The organism is Aureibaculum flavum, assembly GCF_016406085.1.
GTDB classification, from domain to species: Bacteria; Bacteroidota; Bacteroidia; order Flavobacteriales; family Flavobacteriaceae; genus Aureibaculum; species Aureibaculum flavum.
In genome coordinates this window covers 26,376-49,698 of sequence record NZ_JAEHFJ010000013.1, presented here as the reverse complement: position 1 = coordinate 49,698, position 23,323 = coordinate 26,376, and the positions used below count along the sequence as shown (strand labels likewise).

The 23,323-nt window shown below is 31.4% G+C and carries 16 protein-coding genes; 12 read left to right on the top strand and 4 right to left on the bottom strand.

Annotated features, from left to right (window positions below; translation table 11 throughout):
* Positions 1–120 precede the first annotated feature (120 nt).
* Both JBL43_RS18420 and JBL43_RS18415 read left to right on the top strand, forming a co-directional pair.
* Positions 121–1,008 carry an ABC transporter permease gene (locus JBL43_RS18420; protein ID WP_233098829.1) on the top strand — a complete coding sequence of 296 codons (888 nt, stop codon included), beginning with the start codon at positions 121–123 and terminating at the stop codon, positions 1,006–1,008.
* A complete protein-coding gene (locus JBL43_RS18415; protein ID WP_198842834.1) occupies positions 1,005–1,685 on the top strand; it encodes an ABC transporter ATP-binding protein in 681 nt (226 codons plus the stop codon). The genes JBL43_RS18420 and JBL43_RS18415 overlap by 4 nt, the downstream gene beginning before the upstream one ends.
* On the opposite strand, the gene JBL43_RS18410 is transcribed toward JBL43_RS18415, so the two are convergent.
* The 3 genes from JBL43_RS18410 to JBL43_RS18400 form a co-directional block, all read right to left on the bottom strand.
* Complete coding sequence (locus JBL43_RS18410; protein ID WP_198842833.1) at positions 1,682–4,207, bottom strand: TonB-dependent receptor plug domain-containing protein; 2,526 nt, start codon at positions 4,205–4,207, stop codon at positions 1,682–1,684. The two genes, JBL43_RS18415 and JBL43_RS18410, sit on opposite strands and share 4 nt — an antisense overlap.
* On the bottom strand, positions 4,204–5,124 hold the full coding sequence (locus JBL43_RS18405) for a FecR family protein (protein WP_198842832.1): 921 nt from the start codon (positions 5,122–5,124) through the stop codon (positions 4,204–4,206). The genes JBL43_RS18410 and JBL43_RS18405 overlap by 4 nt, the downstream gene beginning before the upstream one ends.
* Before the next feature lie 131 nt (positions 5,125–5,255).
* Positions 5,256–5,771: an RNA polymerase sigma factor gene (locus JBL43_RS18400; RefSeq protein ID WP_138951656.1), complete on the bottom strand. Its 516-nt coding sequence runs from the start codon at positions 5,769–5,771 to the stop codon at positions 5,256–5,258.
* Between the two features lie 915 nt (positions 5,772–6,686).
* Here JBL43_RS18400 and JBL43_RS18395 point away from each other — a divergent pair.
* The 6 genes from JBL43_RS18395 to JBL43_RS18370 all read left to right on the top strand — a co-directional run bounded on the left by JBL43_RS18395 (position 6,687) and on the right by JBL43_RS18370 (position 13,099).
* Positions 6,687–7,514: an SDR family oxidoreductase gene (locus tag JBL43_RS18395; protein WP_198842831.1), complete on the top strand. Its 828-nt coding sequence runs from the start codon at positions 6,687–6,689 to the stop codon at positions 7,512–7,514.
* 11 nt (positions 7,515–7,525) lie between these two features.
* Complete coding sequence (uxuA, locus tag JBL43_RS18390; RefSeq protein WP_198842830.1) at positions 7,526–8,716, top strand: mannonate dehydratase; 1,191 nt, start codon at positions 7,526–7,528, stop codon at positions 8,714–8,716.
* Positions 8,716–10,128, top strand: a complete 1,413-nt coding sequence (uxaC, locus tag JBL43_RS18385; RefSeq protein WP_198842829.1) for a glucuronate isomerase — start codon at positions 8,716–8,718, stop codon at positions 10,126–10,128. Before uxuA ends, uxaC begins: the two co-directional genes overlap by 1 nt.
* A 195-nt stretch (positions 10,129–10,323) precedes the next feature.
* Entirely contained in the window at positions 10,324–11,298 is a 975-nt protein-coding gene (locus JBL43_RS18380) for a TRAP transporter substrate-binding protein (protein WP_198842828.1), read from the top strand.
* 2 nt (positions 11,299–11,300) lie between these two features.
* The gene (locus JBL43_RS18375) at positions 11,301–11,792 is read left to right on the top strand and encodes a TRAP transporter small permease (protein WP_198842827.1); all 492 of its coding nucleotides are present in this window, start codon (positions 11,301–11,303) and stop codon (positions 11,790–11,792) included.
* Positions 11,793–11,794: 2 nt separating this feature from the next.
* Positions 11,795–13,099 (top strand): TRAP transporter large permease, encoded by a 1,305-nt coding sequence (locus JBL43_RS18370; RefSeq protein ID WP_198679943.1) that lies wholly within the window; start codon positions 11,795–11,797, stop codon positions 13,097–13,099.
* A gap of 18 nt (positions 13,100–13,117) precedes the next feature.
* Here JBL43_RS18370 and JBL43_RS18365 read toward each other — a convergent pair whose 3' ends face one another.
* Positions 13,118–14,149: a substrate-binding domain-containing protein gene (locus JBL43_RS18365; RefSeq protein WP_198842826.1), complete on the bottom strand. Its 1,032-nt coding sequence runs from the start codon at positions 14,147–14,149 to the stop codon at positions 13,118–13,120.
* A 421-nt stretch (positions 14,150–14,570) separates the two neighbouring features.
* On the opposite strand from JBL43_RS18365, the gene JBL43_RS18360 reads away from it, so the two are divergent.
* The 4 genes from JBL43_RS18360 (at position 14,571) to JBL43_RS18345 (ending at position 23,318) form a co-directional block, all read left to right on the top strand.
* Entirely contained in the window at positions 14,571–16,919 is a 2,349-nt protein-coding gene (locus JBL43_RS18360; RefSeq protein WP_198842825.1) for a chondroitinase-B domain-containing protein, read from the top strand.
* Between the two features lie 41 nt (positions 16,920–16,960).
* Positions 16,961–19,252 carry an alginate lyase family protein gene (locus tag JBL43_RS18355; protein ID WP_117879763.1) on the top strand — a complete coding sequence of 764 codons (2,292 nt, stop codon included), beginning with the start codon at positions 16,961–16,963 and terminating at the stop codon, positions 19,250–19,252.
* A 26-nt stretch (positions 19,253–19,278) separates the two neighbouring features.
* Positions 19,279–19,653: a cupin domain-containing protein gene (locus tag JBL43_RS18350; protein ID WP_117880237.1), complete on the top strand. Its 375-nt coding sequence runs from the start codon at positions 19,279–19,281 to the stop codon at positions 19,651–19,653.
* A gap of 449 nt (positions 19,654–20,102) precedes the next feature.
* Positions 20,103–23,318: a SusC/RagA family TonB-linked outer membrane protein gene (locus tag JBL43_RS18345; protein ID WP_117879762.1), complete on the top strand. Its 3,216-nt coding sequence runs from the start codon at positions 20,103–20,105 to the stop codon at positions 23,316–23,318.
* Positions 23,319–23,323: the final 5 nt, after the last annotated feature.

Sequence of the window (23,323 nt, the reverse complement as noted above, 5' to 3'; positions counted from 1 at the left end):
GTCACTAAATAAATCTTAAACCTATTCATTTAAAAAGTGATAGTATTGAATACGTAAAATGTTTATAAATTTTATAACCATAGCTTGTAAATGTTAGCCTATTTTCCACTTCAGTTAAAAATGGCTAACAGGAAGCTTGATGCCTTCGGATTGCACCCATTGCTAGCCTACATTTTACTCATAATAGCTTTTGTTGGGTTGTCTAACTATTTATTTTCTAAATCTGAATATGCACCCTATTTATATATTGTAATTGCTCTAGGGTTATCAATAAAATTCAGTGAAAAAAAGCGAGTCGATTTTTTAAAAATGTGTTTTAAAACCACAGACTATTATAAAATTAGAGTGGTGGAAAATAGTTTAATAGCACTACCCTTTGTAATTTATTTGATTGTGGAAAAACATTTTTTTTTCGCTATAGTCCTATTCTTATTGGTGAATCTATTTGTTTTTTTTAATTTAAAAACGACAACGATCTTTACCGTTCCAACTCCTTTTGGAAAAAGACCTTTTGAATTTTCAAGTGGATTTAGAAACACCTTTTTTGTATTTCCTATGGCCTATGGTCTAACCTTTATTTCTGTTGATGTCAATAATTTTAATCTTGGTGTTTTTTCAATGTTACTAATTTTTATTGTGACATTCTCTTATTATGCTAAGCTTGAAAATGAATATTATGTTTGGTCTTTTAGTAATTCTTCAAAGACATTTTTAATCAAGAAAATAAGAACAGCACTCCTATTTTCAACTTTTTTAAGTTTGCCGATTGTAATTTTTTTAATGCTATTTTTTCATTCAGAATTAGAAACGATTTTAGTTTTCTGGGGCTTAGGTTATGCTTATTTGGTAACTGTGATTTTGGCCAAATATTCAATCTATCCTTATGAAATGAATATTCCGCAAGTTGTTTTAATTGCAATGAGTTTCGTTTTTCCACCATTATTAATTGGTATAATTCCTTATTTTTATTCACAATCTTTTAAACGGTTAAAAGCTATTTTAGAATGATCAAGATTCAAAAACTTTCTAAATTTTATGGTAAACGTCAGGTGTTAAATGACATAGATCTTTCTTTTGAAAAAGGAAAAGTTTATGGTATTGTAGGTGACAATGGTTCAGGTAAAACCACTCTTTTTAGATGTATTGCTGGACTAGAGAAGTATAACGGAAAAATTACGTCAGATCTTAAGGTGCTTAAAAACCATATAGGATTATTATTAACGGAGCCTTACTTTTTTGATAAAATTACCGCAAGAGAATATTTGCAATTGATGTGTAATGCTAGAAATGTGCAATTGGAATACTTAGATACTCAAAACATTTTTGATTTACCATTAAAACAATATGCTTCTACCTATTCTACTGGAATGAAAAAGAAATTGGCATTGACGGCTATATTATTGCAGAAAAATGAGTGCTTTATTCTAGATGAACCCTTTAATGGTGTTGATATTCAGAGTAATATGATTATTTCGGAACTTATTAAGAAATTAAAGGCAGCTGATAAAACGATTGTTATTTCTTCGCATATTTTTTCTACGTTAGCCGAAACTTGCGATGAAATTCATGTATTGAAAAATGGTCAATTTGTAAGAAAAGTGCTAAAAGAAGAATTTTCATCGCTTGAAGCTGAAATGAAAAATTTTACAATTGGTAATCGTATTGATCAGTTAAATATCTATTAAAAAAATACTCTAAATGCTACGTTTGGGGTGAAACCCAACGAATAGGTATTTATTTCTTTAACCGCACTGTTGTTTTGATTGATATAATAATAGGTGTTTATGATGTTCTTTTTATCTAATAAGTTTAATACCGATACTCCAGCTTGAGCTTTAATGCGTTTAGAGAATTTAAAATCATAAATTGCTGAGGCATCTACTCGGAAATAAGATTTTAAATTACTGCTATTTGCCGATTCATAATTTATTTCATTACTTGTTATTTCATTACCAGCAATAGGTTTTGTTATTGGTTTTCCTGTACGCCAATTACCGCCTAAAGAAAGTTTTAAATTATCGAAGGTATAACCACCAGCTACAGAAACAGTATGGCTTATATCATAATTACTAGGAAAATGATTGTTATCTAATTCCTTAAATTTATAATTGTTATCCGCGAAAGAATAGCCTAACCAAGTGTTTAATTTTCCAATTTTATTGTTTACCATAAAATCAAAACCTTTCACATCGTAAGTACCAATTGAATTTATAAATTCATATTGATTACGAAATCCCTGACTCTGAGTAGTAATTCCATTAACATATTTGTAGTAAACTTCAGCATTTATTAAAAGTCCATCATAGCTATAATTGGATCCGAAAGACAGTTGTTTACTTTTTAAAATAGGAATGGAATTGTCATTTGCTAAGTTCCACCTTCTACTTTCAATACCTAAAAAATTATTTCTAAAATCGTTTACTAGCGTGGTAGTTTGACTTTTAAACTCTCCCAAAACTTCAAAAGTGATCTTGTCATTTATTCTGTAATTAAAATTTAGTCGAGGTTCAATGATAAATTTATCAAAAGTAGTTAGATAGTTGACACGGACACCAACGTTAACATTGGTATTTCCATCTTCAGATCTATATGCTGCAGTTGATGAGATGGCGTGAGATTGAACCATTCTTTTGTCTATAGTATCTAATACAGGAGCATTTAATTTATCGGCATTTGTTATTTCGGTTTGTTTAAAATGATAACCGTTATGCAATGTGAAAAAATCATTTAGTTCTAGCCTTGAATTTAAATCTATCCCCACTTCTACAATTTTATTTTTTTGATTTAAAATCAGTTCATTAATAACGTCAAAGTTGGTTCCTTTCAGTTCGTAGGCAGTAGTGTAAATTTGTGCGGTAGTCTGAAATTTCTCATTCCATCTTCTTTTGTATTCTAAACCACCTGCAATATTACTTTGATCTAAAGAGCTTTCTCGTGAAGCCGATTGACCACCACCGAAAGCATTTTCGCTAATGGTTAAGTTATTTTTTAAATGTAAAAAATTGAGCCTAAAATTATCTTTTTTAGATATCTTATAAATCCATCTAAGGCTTACATCATAAAAATCGAATTTTTCATTTGTACTATTGGTGTTGTTTGTGCTTGAGACAACATCCGTATTTTGAAAAGCTCTATCGAAATACTGAGTGTAAGTAGGTGTATTTAAAAATTCATTTACTGAAGTTCTTGAGGCTATTTGTAATGATGAACTTTTATGAATAGGGATGTCAACAAAGGCATCTAAATTTATAAAATTCAATCCAACTTCGGCATTTAAAATTTTATTCACAATACGATCGGATTCCATGTCAATCGTACCTGAAATTCCATCAGCGTAATTTGATGGGGTTCCGTTTTTATAGAGTTTGACTTTTTTTGTAATACGTGGATTTACAGCGGAGATTAATCCGAAAAAATGTCCAGATTGATAGAGTTTAATACCATCCCATTGAATTAAATTTTGATCATGGGTGCCACCTCTCACGTTAATGTTCGATACAGTTTCATCAATACTTTGTATACCGGGAATTACTTGTATAGTTTGTAGGACATCGGTTTCTATAAGACCCGGTACAATACCAAAATTCTTATAGTTTACACTAATGCTTCCATCTATCACTTTATTAATACCTTCGGTAATATAATCCTTCAGAATTATTTCAGATAAGTTTTCTATTTTAGAGTCTAGAAAAATCACATCACAATCGTTCGGGTTTAAATTTTTTGCATAATCAGTAAACACATCATAGCTAATATGTCGAATCGTTATAATATCGTGTTCCGATAAATCTTCTAGCATAAAGTAGCCATTATCATTACTTATAATAGATACGCCATCTGTTTGTACTACAGCTCCCTCAATTGGAAAGTTTGTAGTACCGTCCATTAAATAGCCGCAAATAGAAAATAGATTGGCTTTGTTTTTTGTAATGGTAATGTAATTACTACCAATTATTGTAAATACTAATGGGGTGCTATTTTGTAAATAAGAAATTGTCGCTTTTAGCGTAAGCGAATCTGCAGGAGGTTCAATAGAGACGTTTCTTATGTCTTTATCTATAAACGAAAAATTAGAGTCAAAACGTGACTCTAATTTTTCTAAAATTTTGATAAGTGATTGCTTATCTTTTTTGGTTTGTGCTGTAATTGAAGTTAAACAAATAAAAGATAAAAAGAATATACATAGAAGTAATTGCTTTTTTATCACTCTTTGGTTAAAACTATTTTGGTTTTATTTTCTTTGTTGTATTTCAATTCTAATGGTATTGTTATTGCTTTTAAAGCTAATTCTTGATCATTTAATGCAAAACTACCAGTAAATAATTGGGTCATGTCTACATTATTTGTTTCTACCTTAATATTATATTGTCTCTCAAACTCTTGGATCACTTCACTATATGGAACACTTTTAAAACTACTCATGTTTTTATTTGACCATGAAGGTAATGAGTCCTTAGTTTCGTCTTCAATAATTTCATTTCCAATTACTTTGAATGATTTACCAGCAGGAAGTTTTATTTCCTTCCCTTTATATTTAAGACTTACTAAGCCTTCATAACAAGTAACTTCAAAATAATTAACGCGTTGTTTTACGTTAAATTGTGTACCTAGAACACTTACCTTACCTAACCAAGTGTTTACATCAAACTGAGATCCCTTGGCAACATCAAAATATGCTTCACCAACTAAATTTACTTCTCTGTTGTTTTCCCAATCTCCTTTTTTGTATTGTAAAGAAGAAGATGCGTTTAATTTCACATTAGAATTGTCTGGTAATTGAATTGTTGTTTGATTACTAGCTAATGTTTTAACCGTTGTGGTATCACCATATAAAGGAGCATAATAAATAGCTAATCCAACTAAAAGGATAGCCGCTACTCTCATTAACGGTTTAAACCAATTTAATGTTTTTACAGGGGTTGCTGTTTTTTGTCGACGCTCACTAATTATGGCATTTAATTTACCATATTCAAAATCAACATCATAAGATGTGTCTTCAAAAAGCTTGGCCTTTTCAGATAGCTTAGCGTAAGACGCATACTCGGGCAAGGCCTTAAAGGCACTAAGCTCGGCATCGTTTATCTCGCCATCTAACCATTTTTGTATTAAAAGTTCTTTTTTCATATCAATGTTTCTTATTACATAACAATTGAAGTTTGGTTTTTCCTACCCTAAGTATAGAATTTTTTTTAATTCTTTTTAGAGGTACTTCACTTATGTAACAATTACAACTCATAAATTCCTACCAATATATGCTAAATTCCGTCAATTTCTTTTCTTAATTTTTCTAAAGCACCATAAATTCGCTTTTCTACACCCTTTCTAGAGATGCCTAACTCTTCAGCAATCTCTTTATGTTTTTTACCTTCTATTCTATTCATAAGAAAAGCTTCACGCTGTGCTTCAGTCAAATTACCTAATGCTCGTTGGTATTTTTTCATATACTCAGATTCTTCCATAATAAATTCAGGAGTCTCATTCGTATAGTGTTTAGGTTTAACTTGTTGATGTTTTAAAACTACCTTTTGATGTTTTACTTCATTAAGCATCATGTTATTTGCCGTTGTAAATAAAAAAGATTTCGCTTTTTCCGGTGAAACATTTTTACAATTATCCCAAAGTTTAATAAAAGCTTCTTGAACTTTATCTTTTGGGTTTAAATTATCTCCGTATTTATAACGTAAAAAATTATGCACATCTTTAGAAAGAGTTTGAAATATATTTGAAAATACACGCTCTTCGCAAACATTTGAATTTAAAGATTGTACCATATAGTTGATAAAATTTATTTAGTATAGGTTTATTTATGGTTCTTTTAAATAGCAAATGGAGCTACAATTAGTTTTGTGAATTCTTAAAGTATATCCATTTATAATCATCATAATAACTGCAAATTGGTATAAATTATTGTTTTTAGGTGCTAGAAATATATGAATTAAACCTTGTGGTAATTGGTAAGAGGTTGAAATGACTCGCATTTTTTTATAATATCAATTCATTCTAAATAAGAATATTATTCATAATAATTATGAAATAAAAAAAAGTTAATTTTTTTTCTGCTTTTATTGTGTTGAAAATAAGAGTGTTATATATTTATTAATATTTTTTATTTTTTAGGGTAGGAATTCTAGCACGGTTGTTGTTTTATACATGAAGAGTCGAAACTAATTAGTAAAAAGAAATATAACTTTTAATACTCTTGACTGAAATTTAATAAGTGAAACATAAAGTAAACTTTTAGTAGTCCCTAAAAAGAAACATTTATTACAGTAATTGAAGTAAAGTAGTGTATAAAAGCGAAATGGGAAAATTGCTATAATTTTTTTGTGAATTTGCCTGACTGGTTTAGGCAAATTCGCTTCCCTAAAGAAAACACTCATTAAAAGAGTATAAAATGAGTTTAAGTTGATAGTTTAGTTAGAAGAAAGTAGCCCACTGAAGAGTGGGCTTTTTTTTGTTTTGTATGTACCGTCTTGAAATAGCGATACACTAAAATTAAATTGAAAAGAAAACTTTCTTATTACTTATAACAAGCATAAATAATATAATTTGATTCTTTTATTCTCAAAATATATTATTTTCCGTGTACGTACACGGAATTTTTTGATTATATTTGGAATTCAATAGGTTGATTACGTAATAAATCAATCTGAAATAGATTTACAAACGCAAAATTTACATAAACAATGAATAAGGTAATCGTATTAACTGGTGCAGGAGGGGTGCTTTGTAGCACCTTGGCAAAAGCACTTGCTAAACAAGGGAATAAGATAGCTGTATTAGATTTACGAATCGATGCCGCAAATAAAGTTGCAAATGAGATAAATGCAGATGGAGGAATAGCAATTGGTATTGCAGCCAATGTGCTTGAAAAAGAATCGTTAGAGGCCGCAAGAAAAGTAGTGAATGAAAAGTTAGGAACGTGCGATATATTAATTAATGGTGCTGGAGGAAATCATCCATTAGGTACTACTTCTAACCCTTTTTTACAAGAGGAAGATCTTTTAAACAAAACGGAAGGATTTAAAACATTTTTCGAATTAGATCCAGAGGGTATTAAATTTGTATTTGATTTAAACTTTATAGGTACTTTACTTCCTACACAGGTATTTGCTAAAGATATGGTTGGAAAAACAGGTTGTAGTGTGTTAAATATTTCATCAATGAATGCTTTCACACCTTTAACGAAAATTCCTGCTTACAGTGGTGCAAAAGCAGCAGTATCAAATTTCACGCAGTGGCTGGCCGTACATTTTTCTAAAGTCGGTATTCGCGTTAATGCATTGGCACCTGGGTTTTTCTTAACAGACCAAAATAGAACGTTATTAACTGAAACTGATGGGAGTTTAACGCAAAGAGGTCAGCAAATTATAGATCAGACTCCGATGGGGCGTTATGGAGAACCTGAAGATTTGGTAGGAACTACACTTTGGTTGTGTGGAGAAGGGTCAAAATTTGTTACTGGAGTAGTTGTGCCAATTGATGGTGGATTTGCCGCATATAGTGGCGTTTAAAATAAATAGATATGAGCTTAAAATTAGAACAAACATGGAGATGGTATGGACCAAATGATCCCGTTTCTCTTACAGATATAAAACAAGCAGGTGCAACAGGCGTTGTTTCGGCATTACATCAAATTCCAAATGGTGAAGTCTGGTCAGTCGAAGAAATAAAGAAAAGAAAGACAATCATTGAAAATACTGGGCTAACTTGGTCAGTAGTAGAAAGTGTTCCTATTCATGAAGATATAAAAACTCAGAATGGTGATTTTCAAATCTATATCAATAATTACAAACAAACACTTACTAATTTAGGTGCTTGTGGTATTGATATCGTATGTTATAATTTTATGCCAGTGCTAGATTGGACGAGAACTAGTTTAGATTATGAAGTGTCAGATGGCTCTAGAGCCTTACGATTTGATGCTACGGCATTTACTGTTTTTGAAGTCTTTTTATTACAAAGACCAGGAGCGAAAGAAAGTTATACCACTGAGCAAATTGCCAATGCCGAAGCTATGCATGCCCGAATGAGTGCTGCAGATAAAAAGTTATTGATTAAAAATATTATTGCAGGTTTGCCTGGAGCTGAAGAGGGATATACATTAGAAGAATTTAATGCCATACTTGCAACATACAACAGTATTGGTCCAAAAGAATTAAAAAAGCATCTTTTTTATTTTCTTGAACAAATTATACCGGCAGCCGAAAAGGCAGGGGTGTTAATGTGTATTCATCCAGACGATCCTCCATTTCCAATTTTAGGCTTACCAAGAGTTGTCAGTACAGAACAAGATATTCTCGATTTGTATAAGGCAGTGGATAGTCCCAACAACGGATTAACCTTTTGTACGGGGTCATTTGGAGTTCGTTCTGATAATGACTTGCCAGGAATGGTGGAACGTTTGGGAGATAGAATTCATTTTATCCATTTAAGAGCAACGCAACGTGACGAATTAGGTAATTTTTATGAAGCTAATCATTTAGAAGGTGATGTAGACATGTACGGAGTAATGAAAGCTCTTATTCTAGAGCAAAGAAAAAGAAAAGCAGCAGGAAGAGCTGATCTGAGAATGCCAATGCGTCCTGATCATGGTCATCAAATGTTAGATGATCTAAGTAAAAAAACAAACCCCGGTTATTCAGGTATCGGACGATTAAGAGGTTTGGCTGAATTAAGAGGATTGGAATTTGGAATTTCTAAAAGTTTAAACTAATGCATCAAATAAATTGTAAAACATTTATTACCGAAAATTTTCTTTTAAATTCAAAAGAAGCTGAAATTTTGTATCACGACTATGCTAAAGATATGCCGATAATTGATTATCACAATCATTTATCGCCAAAGCAAATAGCAGAGAATTTACCAATAGGTAATATTACAGACGCATGGTTGGGTGGCGATCATTATAAGTGGCGAGGTATGCGAGCCAATGGTGTTGATGAAAAATACATCACTGGAAATACTTTAAAGGAAGATAAGTTTAATAAGTGGGCAGAAACAGTTCCGTACACCTTGAGAAATCCTTTATTTCATTGGACCCAATTAGAGTTAAAAAGGTATTTTGATGTTGATGATATTTTGCAACCCTCAACAGCATCTGAAATATATAAAAAAGCAAATTCCATTTTGGCAACAAAGACACCTGCGGACTTATTAGAAGATATGAATGTAGAGGTGATTTGTACTACTGATGATCCAATTGATAATTTAGAATATCATATAACTATCGCTAATAGAAATATATTTACCAAGGTGTTACCTACTTTCAGACCAGATGGGTTACTTCAAATTGAAGGTGAAAATTTTTCAGATTATATTAAAAAATTAAGTACTTGTGTTGGGCATTCCATTAACAATATGAATGAATTGTTAAAAGCAATTCAAAGTAGAATTGACTTTTTTGATGCACATGGTTGTAGGCTTTCAGATTATGGATTAGAGCAAATTTACGCCTATGACTTTACTGAAAAAGAAGCTGATTCTATATTGAAAAAGCGATTGGTAAATAAAGAAATTACAACCGATGAATCTAATTTATATATGTCTTTTATCTTATATAAATTGTGTAAAATGTATCATGCTAAAGGGTGGGTGCAACAGTTTCATTTAGGTGCTTTACGTAACAATAATAGTCGCCTATTGAAAGAGGTTGGTGCAGATGTTGGTTGTGACTCTATTGGAGATTTTAGTCAAGCAGAAGCGATGTCAACATTGTTTAATAACCTTGATTCGGAAAATTGTTTAAGTAAGACCATTACTTATAATCTGAATCCATCTCAAAATGAAGTTTTTGCAACTATGATGGGTAATTATAGTGAAGGTGGTGTTATTGGTAAGATGCAATGGGGGTCAGGCTGGTGGTTTTTAGATCAGAAAGATGGAATGGAAAAGCAAATAAATACACTTTCAAATATGGGACTTTTAAGTCGATTTGTAGGGATGTTAACAGACAGTCGTAGTTTATTGTCTTATCCGAGACATGAGTATTTTAGAAGGATTTTATCTAACTTAATGGCAGAAGATATGAGAAAGGGATTAATTCCAAATGATCTTCCCTTTGTGGGGAAAATGATACAAGACATATGTTATCATAATGCCGTAGACTATTTTAAATTTAATAAATAGAATTAAGATTACATAAATTGATACAATCGATTGTATTTTGTTATATTTGTAAAGTTTCACACGTTAAATTATAGAATTTATGATTTTAACGTAAAGAATATAGAATAAAGTAATACAACAACCCAGATTTGGATACCTACAAATTATTAATTATGATATTCCATCTGACCCTTAAATAACAATAAAAAGTTACCGATGAATTATAAATTAATACTTATCGCAATTCTTTTTGCTAGTATTATATCATGTGAAAAAGTAGATGACACAAAGATGTTGTATTTAGCACATGGTTTACCGCAAACACATCCTGTGCACAAAGGGATCTTAGAATTTAAAAAAGCACTAGAAATAAAATCAGGTGGAACTCTAAAAGTTAAAATTTTTCCAGATGCCCAATTGGGTTCAGAAAGAGAAGTGCTAGAATTGTTACAAATTGGTAGTGTAGCAGCCACTAAAGTAAGTGCAGCCACACTTTCTAATTTTGTCCCTGAATATCATATTCTAGGAATACCTTATTTATTTAGAGATAAACAACATCAATTTGATGTGTTGGAAGGGCCGATAGGTAAATCAATTTTAGAAAAAGGGTCTAAATTTTGGTTACGAGGTCTTTGCTATTACGATGCTGGAAGTAGAAGTTTTTATACGAGTACTAAGGCTATTAGAACTCCTGAGGATTTAAAGGGGCTTAAAATTAGGGTAATGAACAATCAAATGGCAATTAATATGGTTAATTCTATGGGAGGCTCAGCCACACCATTGGCTTATGGAGAATTGTATACTGCTATTCAGCAAGGTGTTGTGGATGGTGCAGAAAATAATCCTCCATCATTTGTGTCTTCTAATCATTACGAAATTAGTAAATATTATACGTTAGATCAACATTCTTCTGTGCCAGATGTACTTTTAATCGGTACTAAATACTGGGATAAGTTATCTGATGAGGAAAAAATATGGGTACAAGAAGCAGCTGATGAATCTGCACAAGCTGAAAAAGTATTTTGGAACAATTCTGTTGAAGAGTCTATGAAAATTGCAAAAGAAGCTGGAGTGGAAATTATCATTCCAGACAAATCTTTATTTGCTGAAAAATCTAAATCTGTTGTTGAAGAATTTGTAAAAGAACATCCAGAAATGGCTTCAATTGTAGAACAAATTAAAAATCAATAATTATGAGTAAATCTGAGCTTGTTTTTAATAAAGTTAATCGAATTCTAGAATGGTTCTTAATATTAATTTTTGCCCTTTTAGTATTAGATGTTTTGTTTCAAGTGTTTTCTAGATATATAATAGGAAGGTCTTTTACTTGGACAGAAGAATTTGCTCGCTTTTCATTAATTTGGATGACCGTTTTAGGAGCAGCATATCTCAATGCTAAAAGAGAGCATTTATCAATGGATTTTGTGTATGAAAAACTTTCACCAGCCAATAAAAGAAAAGCATCTATTCTTATTGAATTATTTATTTTTCTTTTTGCATTAATTGTAATGGTTGTTGGTGGTGGTAATTTGGTATATACAACCTTACACTTAGAACAATTGTCAGGTACGCTTAGAATTCCTTTAGGGTATGTATATGCAATTATGCCTTTTAGCGGATTGTTAATCATGATCTTTTCGATATATCATATCACAAGAATTTATACAAACAAAATAAGTAGTTAATTATGAGCATAGAAGTTATTAGTATTATCGTTTTGTTTGTTAGTTTCTTTGGGCTTTTATTATTAAAAGTCCCTGTAGCATATAGTATTGGTATTGCAACAACCTTAAGTCTTTTATTGAATATAGATAAAATGCCTGGCATAACAACAATTGCTCAACGAATGACGACAGGTATTGACAGCTTTGCTCTACTTGCCATTCCGTTTTTTGTACTTGCTGGTGAAATAATGAAACGTGGTGGAATAGCCAATAGATTAATAAATTTTGCAAAATCTTTAGTGTCTAGTCTTCCAGGCGGTTTGGCTTATGTAAACATATTGGCATCAATGCTGTTTGGGGCTATATCAGGTTCTGCACTAGCTGCTGCTTCTGCTATTGGATCTATTATGACGGATAGGATGGAAGAAGAAGGATACCCAAGAACATTAAGTGCTTCAATTAATATTACAGCATCAACAACAGGCTTATTAATTCCACCGAGTAATATTCTTATCGTTTATGCTTTAGCAAGTGGAGGAACAGCTTCTGTTGCAGCATTATTTATTGCTGGATACATTCCGGGAATTTTGTTAGGTTTTGCTATTATGGGTTATGTTGCTTTTATCGCCATAAGTAAAGGGTACGCTAGAGGGAAGCGAGCAACTCTTTTTGAAGTTTGGACTTTCTTTAGAAAAGCCTTTTTTAGTTTATTATTATTGGTAATTGTAGTTGGCGGAATTGTGGCTGGTATTTTTACAGCAACAGAAGCGTCAGTAATTGCTGTGTTATATGCCGCAGTCTTGTCTCTGATTTATGGAGATATGAAAACAAAGGACTTTCCTGATGTATTACTAACGAGTGCAAAAACAACTGCTGTGGTTATGTTTTTAATCTGTACTTCTATGGCTATGTCTTGGTTGTTTTCTTTTGAAGGAATTCCTGAAATGATAAGCACGTTTTTATTAGATTCTTTAAATAATAAATTTGCCATCTTTTTAGCAATTAATATTATTCTACTTGTTGTTGGAACATTTATGGATATGACCCCTGCTGTTCTAATATTTACGCCAATATTTTTACCAGTAGTTACTGCATTAGGGATGGATCCAGTGCATTTTGGAATAGTGATTGTGTTAAACCTTTGTATAGGTATTTGTACACCTCCTGTGGGTACCTTGCTCTTTGTAGGTAGTGGTGTCGCAAAAGTTTCAGTCACGCAAGTAATAAAACCGCTATTGCCGTTTTTAGCGATAATGGTAGCTGTATTAATGTTGATTAGTTACATTCCTGAAATATCAATGTTTTTACCTAGATTATTTGGTTTGTAAAAAGCTGATTTTCTTTGTTTACACTTCAATAATATTTTCCTTTACGATGATGTCTATTGGTATTTCAATATTTAAATCTGAAGCATCTTGTTCTGTAATGTATTTATACAACCCTTTTATGGCAGCATAACCTTGGTATTTTGGATTTTGATCAAGAATAAAGTTTATTTTATCATTTTTTAAACACTCAATGTTCTCTTTATTCATGTCAAAACCAATTACAAATGTATTTTTAATATTGTGTTTTTTAAGAATTGGGGGAATCATATGAGATCTAGAGTTTGTTACAAAAATCCCTTTAGTGTTGTTGTTTTTAAATAACTTTTCCAATTCTTCCGTAAATGTAAAATTACTATCTACAGCGTGGGTTATCGTTTTAATATTTATGTCTGTATCGATGGATTTTAAAAAGGTTCTAAAGCCGTTTTCTCTTTGTTTTCCATTGGCGTGTATTCCTTTGTCGTTACTAATATTAACTATAAAATAGTGACCATCGTTTCCCACTAAGCCGTGTAGTAATCTACCTGCAACCATACCCGCTTTTTCTGAGTTTTGACGAATAAAATTTGCAGTAGCATGTAATGGTATTTCTGTGTCTAAAAAAACAACTGGAATGTTTATTGATTCGGCAAGATTTAATAAAGAATTGCTCGCGTTCTTGAAAAAAGGAACGGTAACTATGGCGTCATAATTTTTAAGGAAAATATTTTTGACTTGTGTTTTATATGTTGATGAATCCGTAAAATCGTAAAAATCGGCCATAACACCGAGTTCTGTGAGCTCATCAATTGCTTTTGTAATTCCTTTTTTGGGTAGTTTCCAATAGCTCCATTTTGTACTGCTTTTCGGTGTTAATATGGCAATCTTTATTTTTTTAGTAGCAGCCAGTTTTAGTCGACTTGCCGTGGTGTTTTTGGAGTAGCCAATTTCCTCGATAATTTTTAAAACTTTTTTCTCTGTTTCTTTAGATACACCAGACCTTTTATTCAGCACTCTATCTACTGTTCCAATTGAAACATTGGCTAATTTTGCTATACGTTTTATTCCCATATTGTATTTAGAACAGTGTTCAATGATAAGGGCGATAGCCCTTCGTTATTAACAAATTTAAAATAATTATTGTGAACGTTAACGATTCTGAAAAATAGTTTTAATTTCAAAAGCTAATTTTTGAATTCAAAAGATCTTTTACTTGATTTTAGTAGTTAAAAGAAGCAGTTGATTTTTTATCATAATTTAGTAATGTTTTAAATTATCGAATGAAAGCCATTGTTCAATAAATAAATATCTATATATTTGGTAAACCAAACTGGTTAACCAATTTGTGTTTTGATCTAAAACTTTGAACTAAAAGTGATTTAATACTAAAGTTTTAATTTCTTAAAAATTAATATATTTTATCAATTTTCCCTTTTGAAATATGGGTAAAATCATAACCAAACTAACTATTAAACTTAATGATTTCACTACAATGAATACAATTTTAAACTCCCAATTAAATATTAGAAAAGGCTTACTTTTTTTTAGTTTAATAATTATGATGATTAGCTGTAAGGGCGATCTAAAGACAGATGTTACCGTTGGTGTCGTAAAGAATATAGCGGAATTAGATGAGGCCATTTCAAATGCAGGGCCAGGTGATAATATTGTTTTAGCAAATGGTGTTTGGAAAGATGTTCAAATTAAATTTTTAGGTGAGGGTACTGAAAAAGCTCCAATTACATTAAGAGCAGAAACGCCAGGTAAGGTTTTTATTGAAGGTGTTTCTAATTTAGAAATGAGTGGAGATTATTTAAAAGTAAATGGATTGTTTTTTAGAAACGGACATTCTCCTACTGAAAATGTAATTGCATTTAGAACTAGTAAAGATAGTGTTGCTAATTACAGTAGTGTTTCTAATTGTGTAATTCTTGATTTTAATAACCTCGAACGAGATCAAGATAATCTTTGGGTTCAGTTTTATGGTACACATAACAAACTAGATCATTGTTATATTGCTGGTAAAACGAATGGTGGTCCAACAGTTAGGGTAGATTTAAAAGGAAATCAAAGTATTAGAAATTATCATCAAATTGTCAATAATCATTTCGGACCAAGACCCAGAAAAGGAGGTGCTAGAGGAGAAACCATTCAATTAGGAAGTAGTTTTACTTCTATGAGTCCAAGCAATACCACTATTGCAAATAATTTATTTGAAGAATGTAATGGGGAAGTTGAAATCATTTCAAGTAAAACAAATTTCAATCTAATTAAAAATAATGTCTTTTATAAAAGTGAAGGTTCTGTGGTTACTCGTCATGGAAATTATGCCACAATAGATGGTAATTATTTTATTGGTGACGGTAAAAACAAACAATTTGGAGGAATTAGAATTGTGAACACTGGTCATTGGATTATCAATAACTATTTTTATAATATTATCGGAGAAAATTTTAGAAGCCCGCTAGCGGTTATGAATGGAATTCCAAAATCACCATTAAATAGATATAATCAAGTTACTGATGTTGTGGTTGCATATAATACCTATGTTAATTGTAAATCGCCATGGCAATTTGGAGTAGGAACAAATATCGCTCAAGCAGATGTACTGCCTAAATCAGAAATACGTTCTGCTAGGGCACTTAGAACAGAGGTTGTCAATAATATTATTTATAATAAAATTGGAGATAAAAATATAATTATTGAACATGATAAGGCTGATGGTGTTACCTTTAAAAGTAACATTGTTAATAACCAAGGTGTCGCTTTTGATAATCCAGAAAGGATTGGGGCAACTGAATTTGAATTGACTAAAGTTAGTGAAAACATATTTTTACCTAAATTAACGAGCGAATTTGAAATTTATAAAGGTTTTGGATTTGAAAAAATAACAAAAGATCTTTTTGGAAATTCTAGAGAAGATAAAAATTCAATTGGAGCAGCAGTTCAAGGGGAGTTTAAAGATCCAGCTATTTTAGATAAAACGAAATATGGAGCCGATTGGTATTCTAATGTTGTAGAAACTGCTGTACCTAATGTTATTGAGGTTACGGCAACTAATGGGGAGTTAGAAACTAAAATAGCCGCAGCAAAAGCAGGAGATGTGATCTCTTTAAGTCCAGGAACATATAACGTTTCAAAATCAATAGTAATTAATAAAATAATTACAATTCAATCAAAAGATAGCGAGAAAGCTGAAATTGTTTTTACAGGAGCAGACAATACGCCAGTATTTGAATTAAATCCTTACGGAATCTTAACTATTAAGAATGTAATACTAACGGGAAATGATAAGCAACAAGCTTTTTCTAACCTTAAAGAAAATATGTCAAATCATTTTGGATTGACCGTTTCTGGTTGTGAAATTAACAACTTTAATTATGTCTTAAAGGCATATAAGCAGACATTTGCTGAGGAAATAACTTTTAAAAACACGGCTATTTCTGATTGTGAAAACGGAATTGAATTATCGGAAGAAACAAATGACAGAGGAGATTATAATACGGAGTACTTAACAATAGATAATTGTCAATTTACAAACGTAAAACAAAATGTGATTGATTATTATCGTGGTGGTTATGATGAATCAACTATTGGTGGTAATTTATTAGTAACCAACAGTACGTTCACTAACTGTGGAGCTCAAGAAAAGAATAGAATTTTATTAAATCATAGAGGGATTGTGAATGTAACTATTAATAAAAATACATTTACTAATAATAGTGTTCAATTTGTTTCTATTTTATGGGGAGCAAAAAATAATGTAGCATCTGAAAATAGCTTTTCAAATTCTGGGAAAATAAAAACAGAAGAGAATTTAGTAATGAAACTTATGTATTAACTTCATACGTTAATTGCTTTATAAAATATATAAAACTAATTATGAGATCAAATAGTAAAACCCAATTATTTCGAATTATAACACTACTTATAATTGTTGCTATAGTTGGATGTAAAGAATCGTCAACGAATGAACAGGGTGGTGAAAAAGTCGATAAAACTACATTAAATGATGGCGATCATCCCAAACTTATTTTAACTAAAGCAGGAGTAGAAAGTATCAGAAAGCAATTAGGTAATATTCCCATTTTTGACAATACCTTAAAAGCGGTTCAAGAAGAAATAGATGCGGAAATTGCATTAGGAATAGATACGCCAATTCCAAAAGATTACTCTGGTGGTTATACACATGTTCGTCATAAACGTAACATGATTGTATTACAAAAAGCAGGTGTCTTATATCAAATTTTAAATGATGAAAAATATGCGAAGTATGTAAAAGATATGTTGATGCAATATGAAGCGATGTATAAAACATTACCTGTACATCCAAAAACAAGATCTTATGCAAGAGGTAAATTATTTTGGCAATGTTTAAACGATTCTAATTGGTTGGTTTATGTGAGTCAAGCTTATGATTGTATCTATAACTATTTAACCGAAGAAGAGCGTAACAAACTAGAAACAAATCTTTTTAAACCCTTTGCAGATTTCATTTCTGTTGGTAATCCACAGTTTTACCAGAGAGTCCACAATCATAGTACATGGGGGAATGCAGCAGTGGGAATGATTGGTCTAGTAATGAATGATGAAGTATTAATAGATCGTGCATTGTATGGTATTAAAGGAGCTGAAATGGATAAAACAGCTAAAGATGATGATGGTGGGTTTATTAATAAAGACGGTACGGCTGGTTTTTTAGCGAATATAGAAGAACCTTTTTCTCCAGATGGATATTATAATGAAGGTCCATATTATCAACGTTATGCCATGTATCCTTTTTTAGTTTTTGCTGAAGGATTACATAATGTTAAACCAGAATTAAAGATTTTTGAATATAAAGAAGGTGTCCTTTTAAAATCTATTAATGCACTTTTAAATTTATCAGATGCAGATGGAGAATTTTTTCCACTTAACGATGGTCAAAAAGGAATGTCCTATTATAACGATGCTTTAGTTACTGCAGTAGATATTTCATATCATTTTGGAGCACAAGATCCGGGATTATTAAGTATTGCAGAAAAACAAAATAAAGTATTGCTAGATGATTCTGGTTTGGCGGTAGCACTGGGTATAAAAAATGGAAAGACAAAACCTTTCTTAAAAAAATCGATTAATTTATCTGATGGGCCTGATGGAAAACAAGGAGGTGTTGGTATTTTAAGAAATGAAGATATAGAACTTGTTTTTAAATATGCTGCTCAAGGTTCTAGTCATGGTCATTATGATAAATTATCGTATTCATTGTACGAAAATGGTGAAGAAATAATTCAAGATTATGGTTTAGCACGTTTTGTAAATATTGAACAAAAAGGTGGCGGAAATTATCTGAAAGAAAACAAAACATGGGCAAAACAAACTATTGCTCATAATACAGTAACGCAAAATGAAAATTCGCATTATAATGGCGAGTTTGAAATTGGAAGTAAGCATAATCCTGAACTAAATTATTTTTCTTCAGATAATGAGTTTGTAAAAGTTGTAAGTGCAAAAGAAGTCAATGCATATCCTGGGACTGAAATGTTGCGTACTATGGCAATTATTAAAGATGATGAATTAGAAAAACCATATGTATTAGATATTATGAAAGTGGTTTCTAATAAAGCGAATCAATATGATTTTCCGTATTATTTTTTAGGTCAGGTATTAAATTCAAATTTCGAATATAAAATACCTACTACTTTAAAACCTCTAGGAAATAAAAATGGATACCAACATTTATATGTGGAAGGTTCAGCAAAAGCGAATCAAAATGATACTAAATTTTCTTGGTTGAACGAAGGTAAATTTTACACCTTAACAGCTGCAACCAATGTTAATGATGAAATACTTTTTACCAGAATTGGAGCAAATGATCCAGAATTTAACTTACGTAGAGAAGCTGCAATAATGCTCAGACGAAAAAATACGAAAAACACACTTTTTGTTTCTACTATTGAAGCACATGGGAGTTATAGTCCAGTTTCAGAATCTGCTGTGAATTCAAAAAGTAGTATTATAGCACTAAAAGTGGTCTTAGATACAGCTGAGTATACAGCTATTTCAATAACAACTATTAGAGGAAATACTAAACTGTTTATAACAGCAAATACAAACGCTTCAAAAGAAGCTAAACATATATTAAAAATAAACGATAAGAGCTATACTTGGGTAGGTTCTTATTATTACAAATAAACTTAAATATAAAAGAAATGGCAAAAATGAATCGAGTTAGTGAAAAATACGTTATTGCAAAAGACTTACAATGGGAAGAGCTTGGAGGAGGAGTATCAAGAAAATTCTTAGGTTATGATAATCAAATCATGATGGTAAGCGTGAAATTTGACAAAGGAGCATTAGGTGCCCCACATCAACATTTTCATACGCAAGCTACTTATTGTGTTTCAGGTAAATTTGAATTTGAAATTGATGGAGTAAAGCAAATAGTAGAAGCTGGAGATGGAGTGTATATTGAACCTAATTTATTGCATAGTGCAGTTTGTTTAGAAGAAGGACAGCTCATTGATACATTTAGCCCGGTAAGAGAAGATTTCTTAACAGGTGATGGACCTTCTTATTTTGGAGATAAAAAGTAATAAGAAAATATGCTGCTAACTTCGGTAGTATTTAAAACAGTTTTATTTTATGATGATGATTTTGTCCATAAAAACATTTTGTCTACTACATAAAATAATAATGTTAAAATTTTGAATTATTTTTTTATAACAAAAATTTAACATATATTTGGTTTACCAATCTGGTTAGTCAGTTTGGTAAACCAAAATAACTACAGTTACTTAACAGCAAGTAATTTGAAGCCTATTATTAAAAGAACAATTTTACAATTAAATAAAACATAGATTTAATTTTTGTTTTATTTCTAATTATTTTTAATTGGTGTAAAACCACTTTAAAATTAAGATATGTAGAATTTTGATTTATCTAAAGAGAGATTGTTTTTTTTGTATTGAAGTAAAAGTTTAAAGTTATTCATTGGTTTTTAAAATTAACTAATCAAATAATTACGAACATAATAAGAATCAATATGAAATTTAAAACTAAACTATCTCTGTTTGTAGCTTTGCTTGTAGGTGTTACCTTATTTGCACAAGAAAATTACACAATTTCCGGTACAGTTATAGATGCGAAAGATCAGTTGCCAATCCCCGGAGCAACGGTTTTAATTGTGAGCACTGTTAAAGGTGTTGTTACAGATTTTGATGGGTTATATTCCATTGAAGCTAAAAAAGGTGATATTCTTCAATTTTCATTTATTGGGTACGTCTCTCAAACAATTACCGTATCAGATAATAAAACAATTAATGTATCCTTAGTTCAAGATAATAATCAATTGGATGAGGTTGTTATTGTGGCCTACGGAGATCAAAAAAAGAAAAATATAACCAGTGCTTTAACCAAAGTTTCTGGTGCTGACCTTCAGGATGTTGCGGTGTCTCGTGTGGAAGATGCATTACAAGGGAAAGTAGCGGGATTAAGAATTCAAGTAGCGTCATCGGAAGCTGGTGGAGACCCTAAAATTACGTTAAGAGGGCCTGGTTCTATTACGGGTTCATCATCACCTTTAATTGTTGTTGATGGTGTTGTTTTAGGTACAGAAGCTGATATTTTAGGTTCTATTGATAATAATAATATTGAATCAATCAGTGTTTTAAAAGATGCTTCATCGGTAGCAATATACGGTTCGCGTGGTGCGAATGGTGTTATTTTGGTGACACTTAAAAAAGGTGTTTCTGGGCAAACTAAATTTTCTTACAACACATTTACAGGTTACAAATTTGCTAATAAAAACGATAACTTTAATACCTCAATAAGTGATGAAAGGTCAAGGTTAGATGGTTTACAAGATGTGGTAAGTTCAATTTCGTCCGACAGTCAAAACTATGATAGGATTAATGGTGATTATAATTCAGCTTATGCAGAACTTGAAGCCATGGATTTTATAGCTTCATTGGGAGGTGGTGAAAAAAATTGGCAAGATGAAATTTTTAATGGAGGTGTAATAACAAGTCACTCATTTGCCGTAAGAGGTGGGTCTGAATTAACAAGTTACACCGCATCTTTGGGGTATCTTGAAGATGAAGGTATTGCATTAACCGATAATTTTAAGAAATACAATGCTAGAATAAAGGTTGATAGTAAATCGAAAAACAAAAAAATAAAGTACGGTGCAAGTATACGTGTTAATTATAACGATCAAGACAAACTACCAGCAAGATTTACAGATCCATTAAGACAATTAGGTCATGTACCTCTTTACTTAAATGAAGATCATTTAAACTACATTACACAGTCAGATCCTGGAGATGCGGGAGCTCAATTTGAAAATATAGGTGTTGGTAGTTACGGGTTTTCAAGAGCTTTTGATCATGTGTTTACAGTTGATCCTAATGATCCGAGAGCAATAGCTAGAGACCCTAATACAGGGCTTCCATTGGTTAGTAATTTAACCTCTGGTGGTTTAACGTTATCAACTACAAAAAATGTGCATCCATTAGTACACTTTCTTGAAAGATCTAGAACAAAAAAGAAATTGAGTTTAAACGCATCTTCTTATCTTGATTTTGAATTAGCAAAAGGTCTTAATTTTAGACAAACGATTTCAACTGTTTTTAGACATAATAAAGCAAATGAAGCGGACTATTTATATGGACAAGAAAATAGAGAACAAGAGTCATATAGATTAGAAGGTAGAGATGAATTAAATCAATATGCTTTCGAATCACTTCTTAAATACAAGAAAGACTTTGGTAAACATAATTTTAATACCATACTAGGGTTTGAGTTTACACAAAGAGATTTTTATACACAAGAATCTGAGGCCGTAGGGTATACCAATGATTTCAATAATAATATTGCCCTTGCAGATGGAGGCACTACATATACCGACAATGGAACTGATAAGTTAGTCTCCTATTTTGGAAGATTAGATTATAATTTTGATGAAAAGTACTTAGTACAATTATCTGCTCGTACAGATGGTAGTACTAGATTTGGTTCTAATTCGAGATTTGGTTTCTTTCCTGCTGCTTCTGTAGGTTGGATTTTGTCAAAAGAGAATTTCTTATCCGAAAGTGAATTTGTAACCTTTTTAAAGTTAAGAGCCAGTTATGGTATTTCTGGATCTAATGAAATATCTAACAATATATTTGAATCACTTTATAGATTTGAAGAGGCTTACAGTACGATTGGGTATAATGGTCAGACCGGAGTTAAAGGGGTGACTTTGGCAAATCAAAATTTAGGTTGGGAAAAACTAATAGAATTTAACCCTGGTATAGATGTTACCTTTGGTAGAGGCCTTTTAAATCTAGCAGTAGATTATTATACCAGAACAAGTAAAGATTTAATTCTTTTTGCCCCAGTGCCTGGCGTTTATGGAACGGATAATTGGTTGCAAAATATAGGTGAGGTTAAAAATGAAGGGGTCGAAATAGAATTAAATTCTAGAATAATCTCTACTGAAAAGTTCAGCTGGTTAGCTTCAGGACAATTTTCTTTAAATAGAAATACCGTTCAAAGTTTAGGTAATAATGACCAAATTATTTCTAGAATTGATCAAGATACAAGACCTACAGAGTTTATAGCTAGAGTAGGACAGCCCATAACTTCTTTTTATGGTTGGGTTTACGAAAAAGAGATTCCGTTAGAGTGGGTAGACAATCCATTTAATAGGTTTAATAATGATTTTGCAGATGTTTATGTAAAAGATTTGAATAATGATGGTATTATTGATGATGAAGATAGAACGGAGTTAGGGAGTCCATATCCTGACTTTACTTGGGGAATCAATTCAGATTTTAGACTAAAAGAATTTGATTTTTCATTTCAATGGCAAGGGTCTCATGGTGCTGAAGTAAGAGTTGCCGATTTAGATCAGTTGTATTACGCTAGTGAGTCTGCTGTAAATGAGGTTGCTAATTTTCCGGATAGAGATTTAACGGTCCATAGAAGATTTACTAATGATCATATACAGGATGCTTCTTATGTAACTTTAAGAAATATAACACTTGGTTTTTCTTTACCAGAATCATTTACGTCAAGGAATAATATAGATAGACTTAGAATATATATTACGGGTGAAAATTTACTTTACTTTACAGCTAAAGGTTATGAAGGATTTAACCCAGAAGCAGCCGGGCAAACATCAGATAATGCTAATACACCACTAACAGCAGGCTATCAAAGAGGAGATGGCCCAGTAGTAAGAACAATATCAGCAGGGATTAACTTTCAATTTTAATTAAT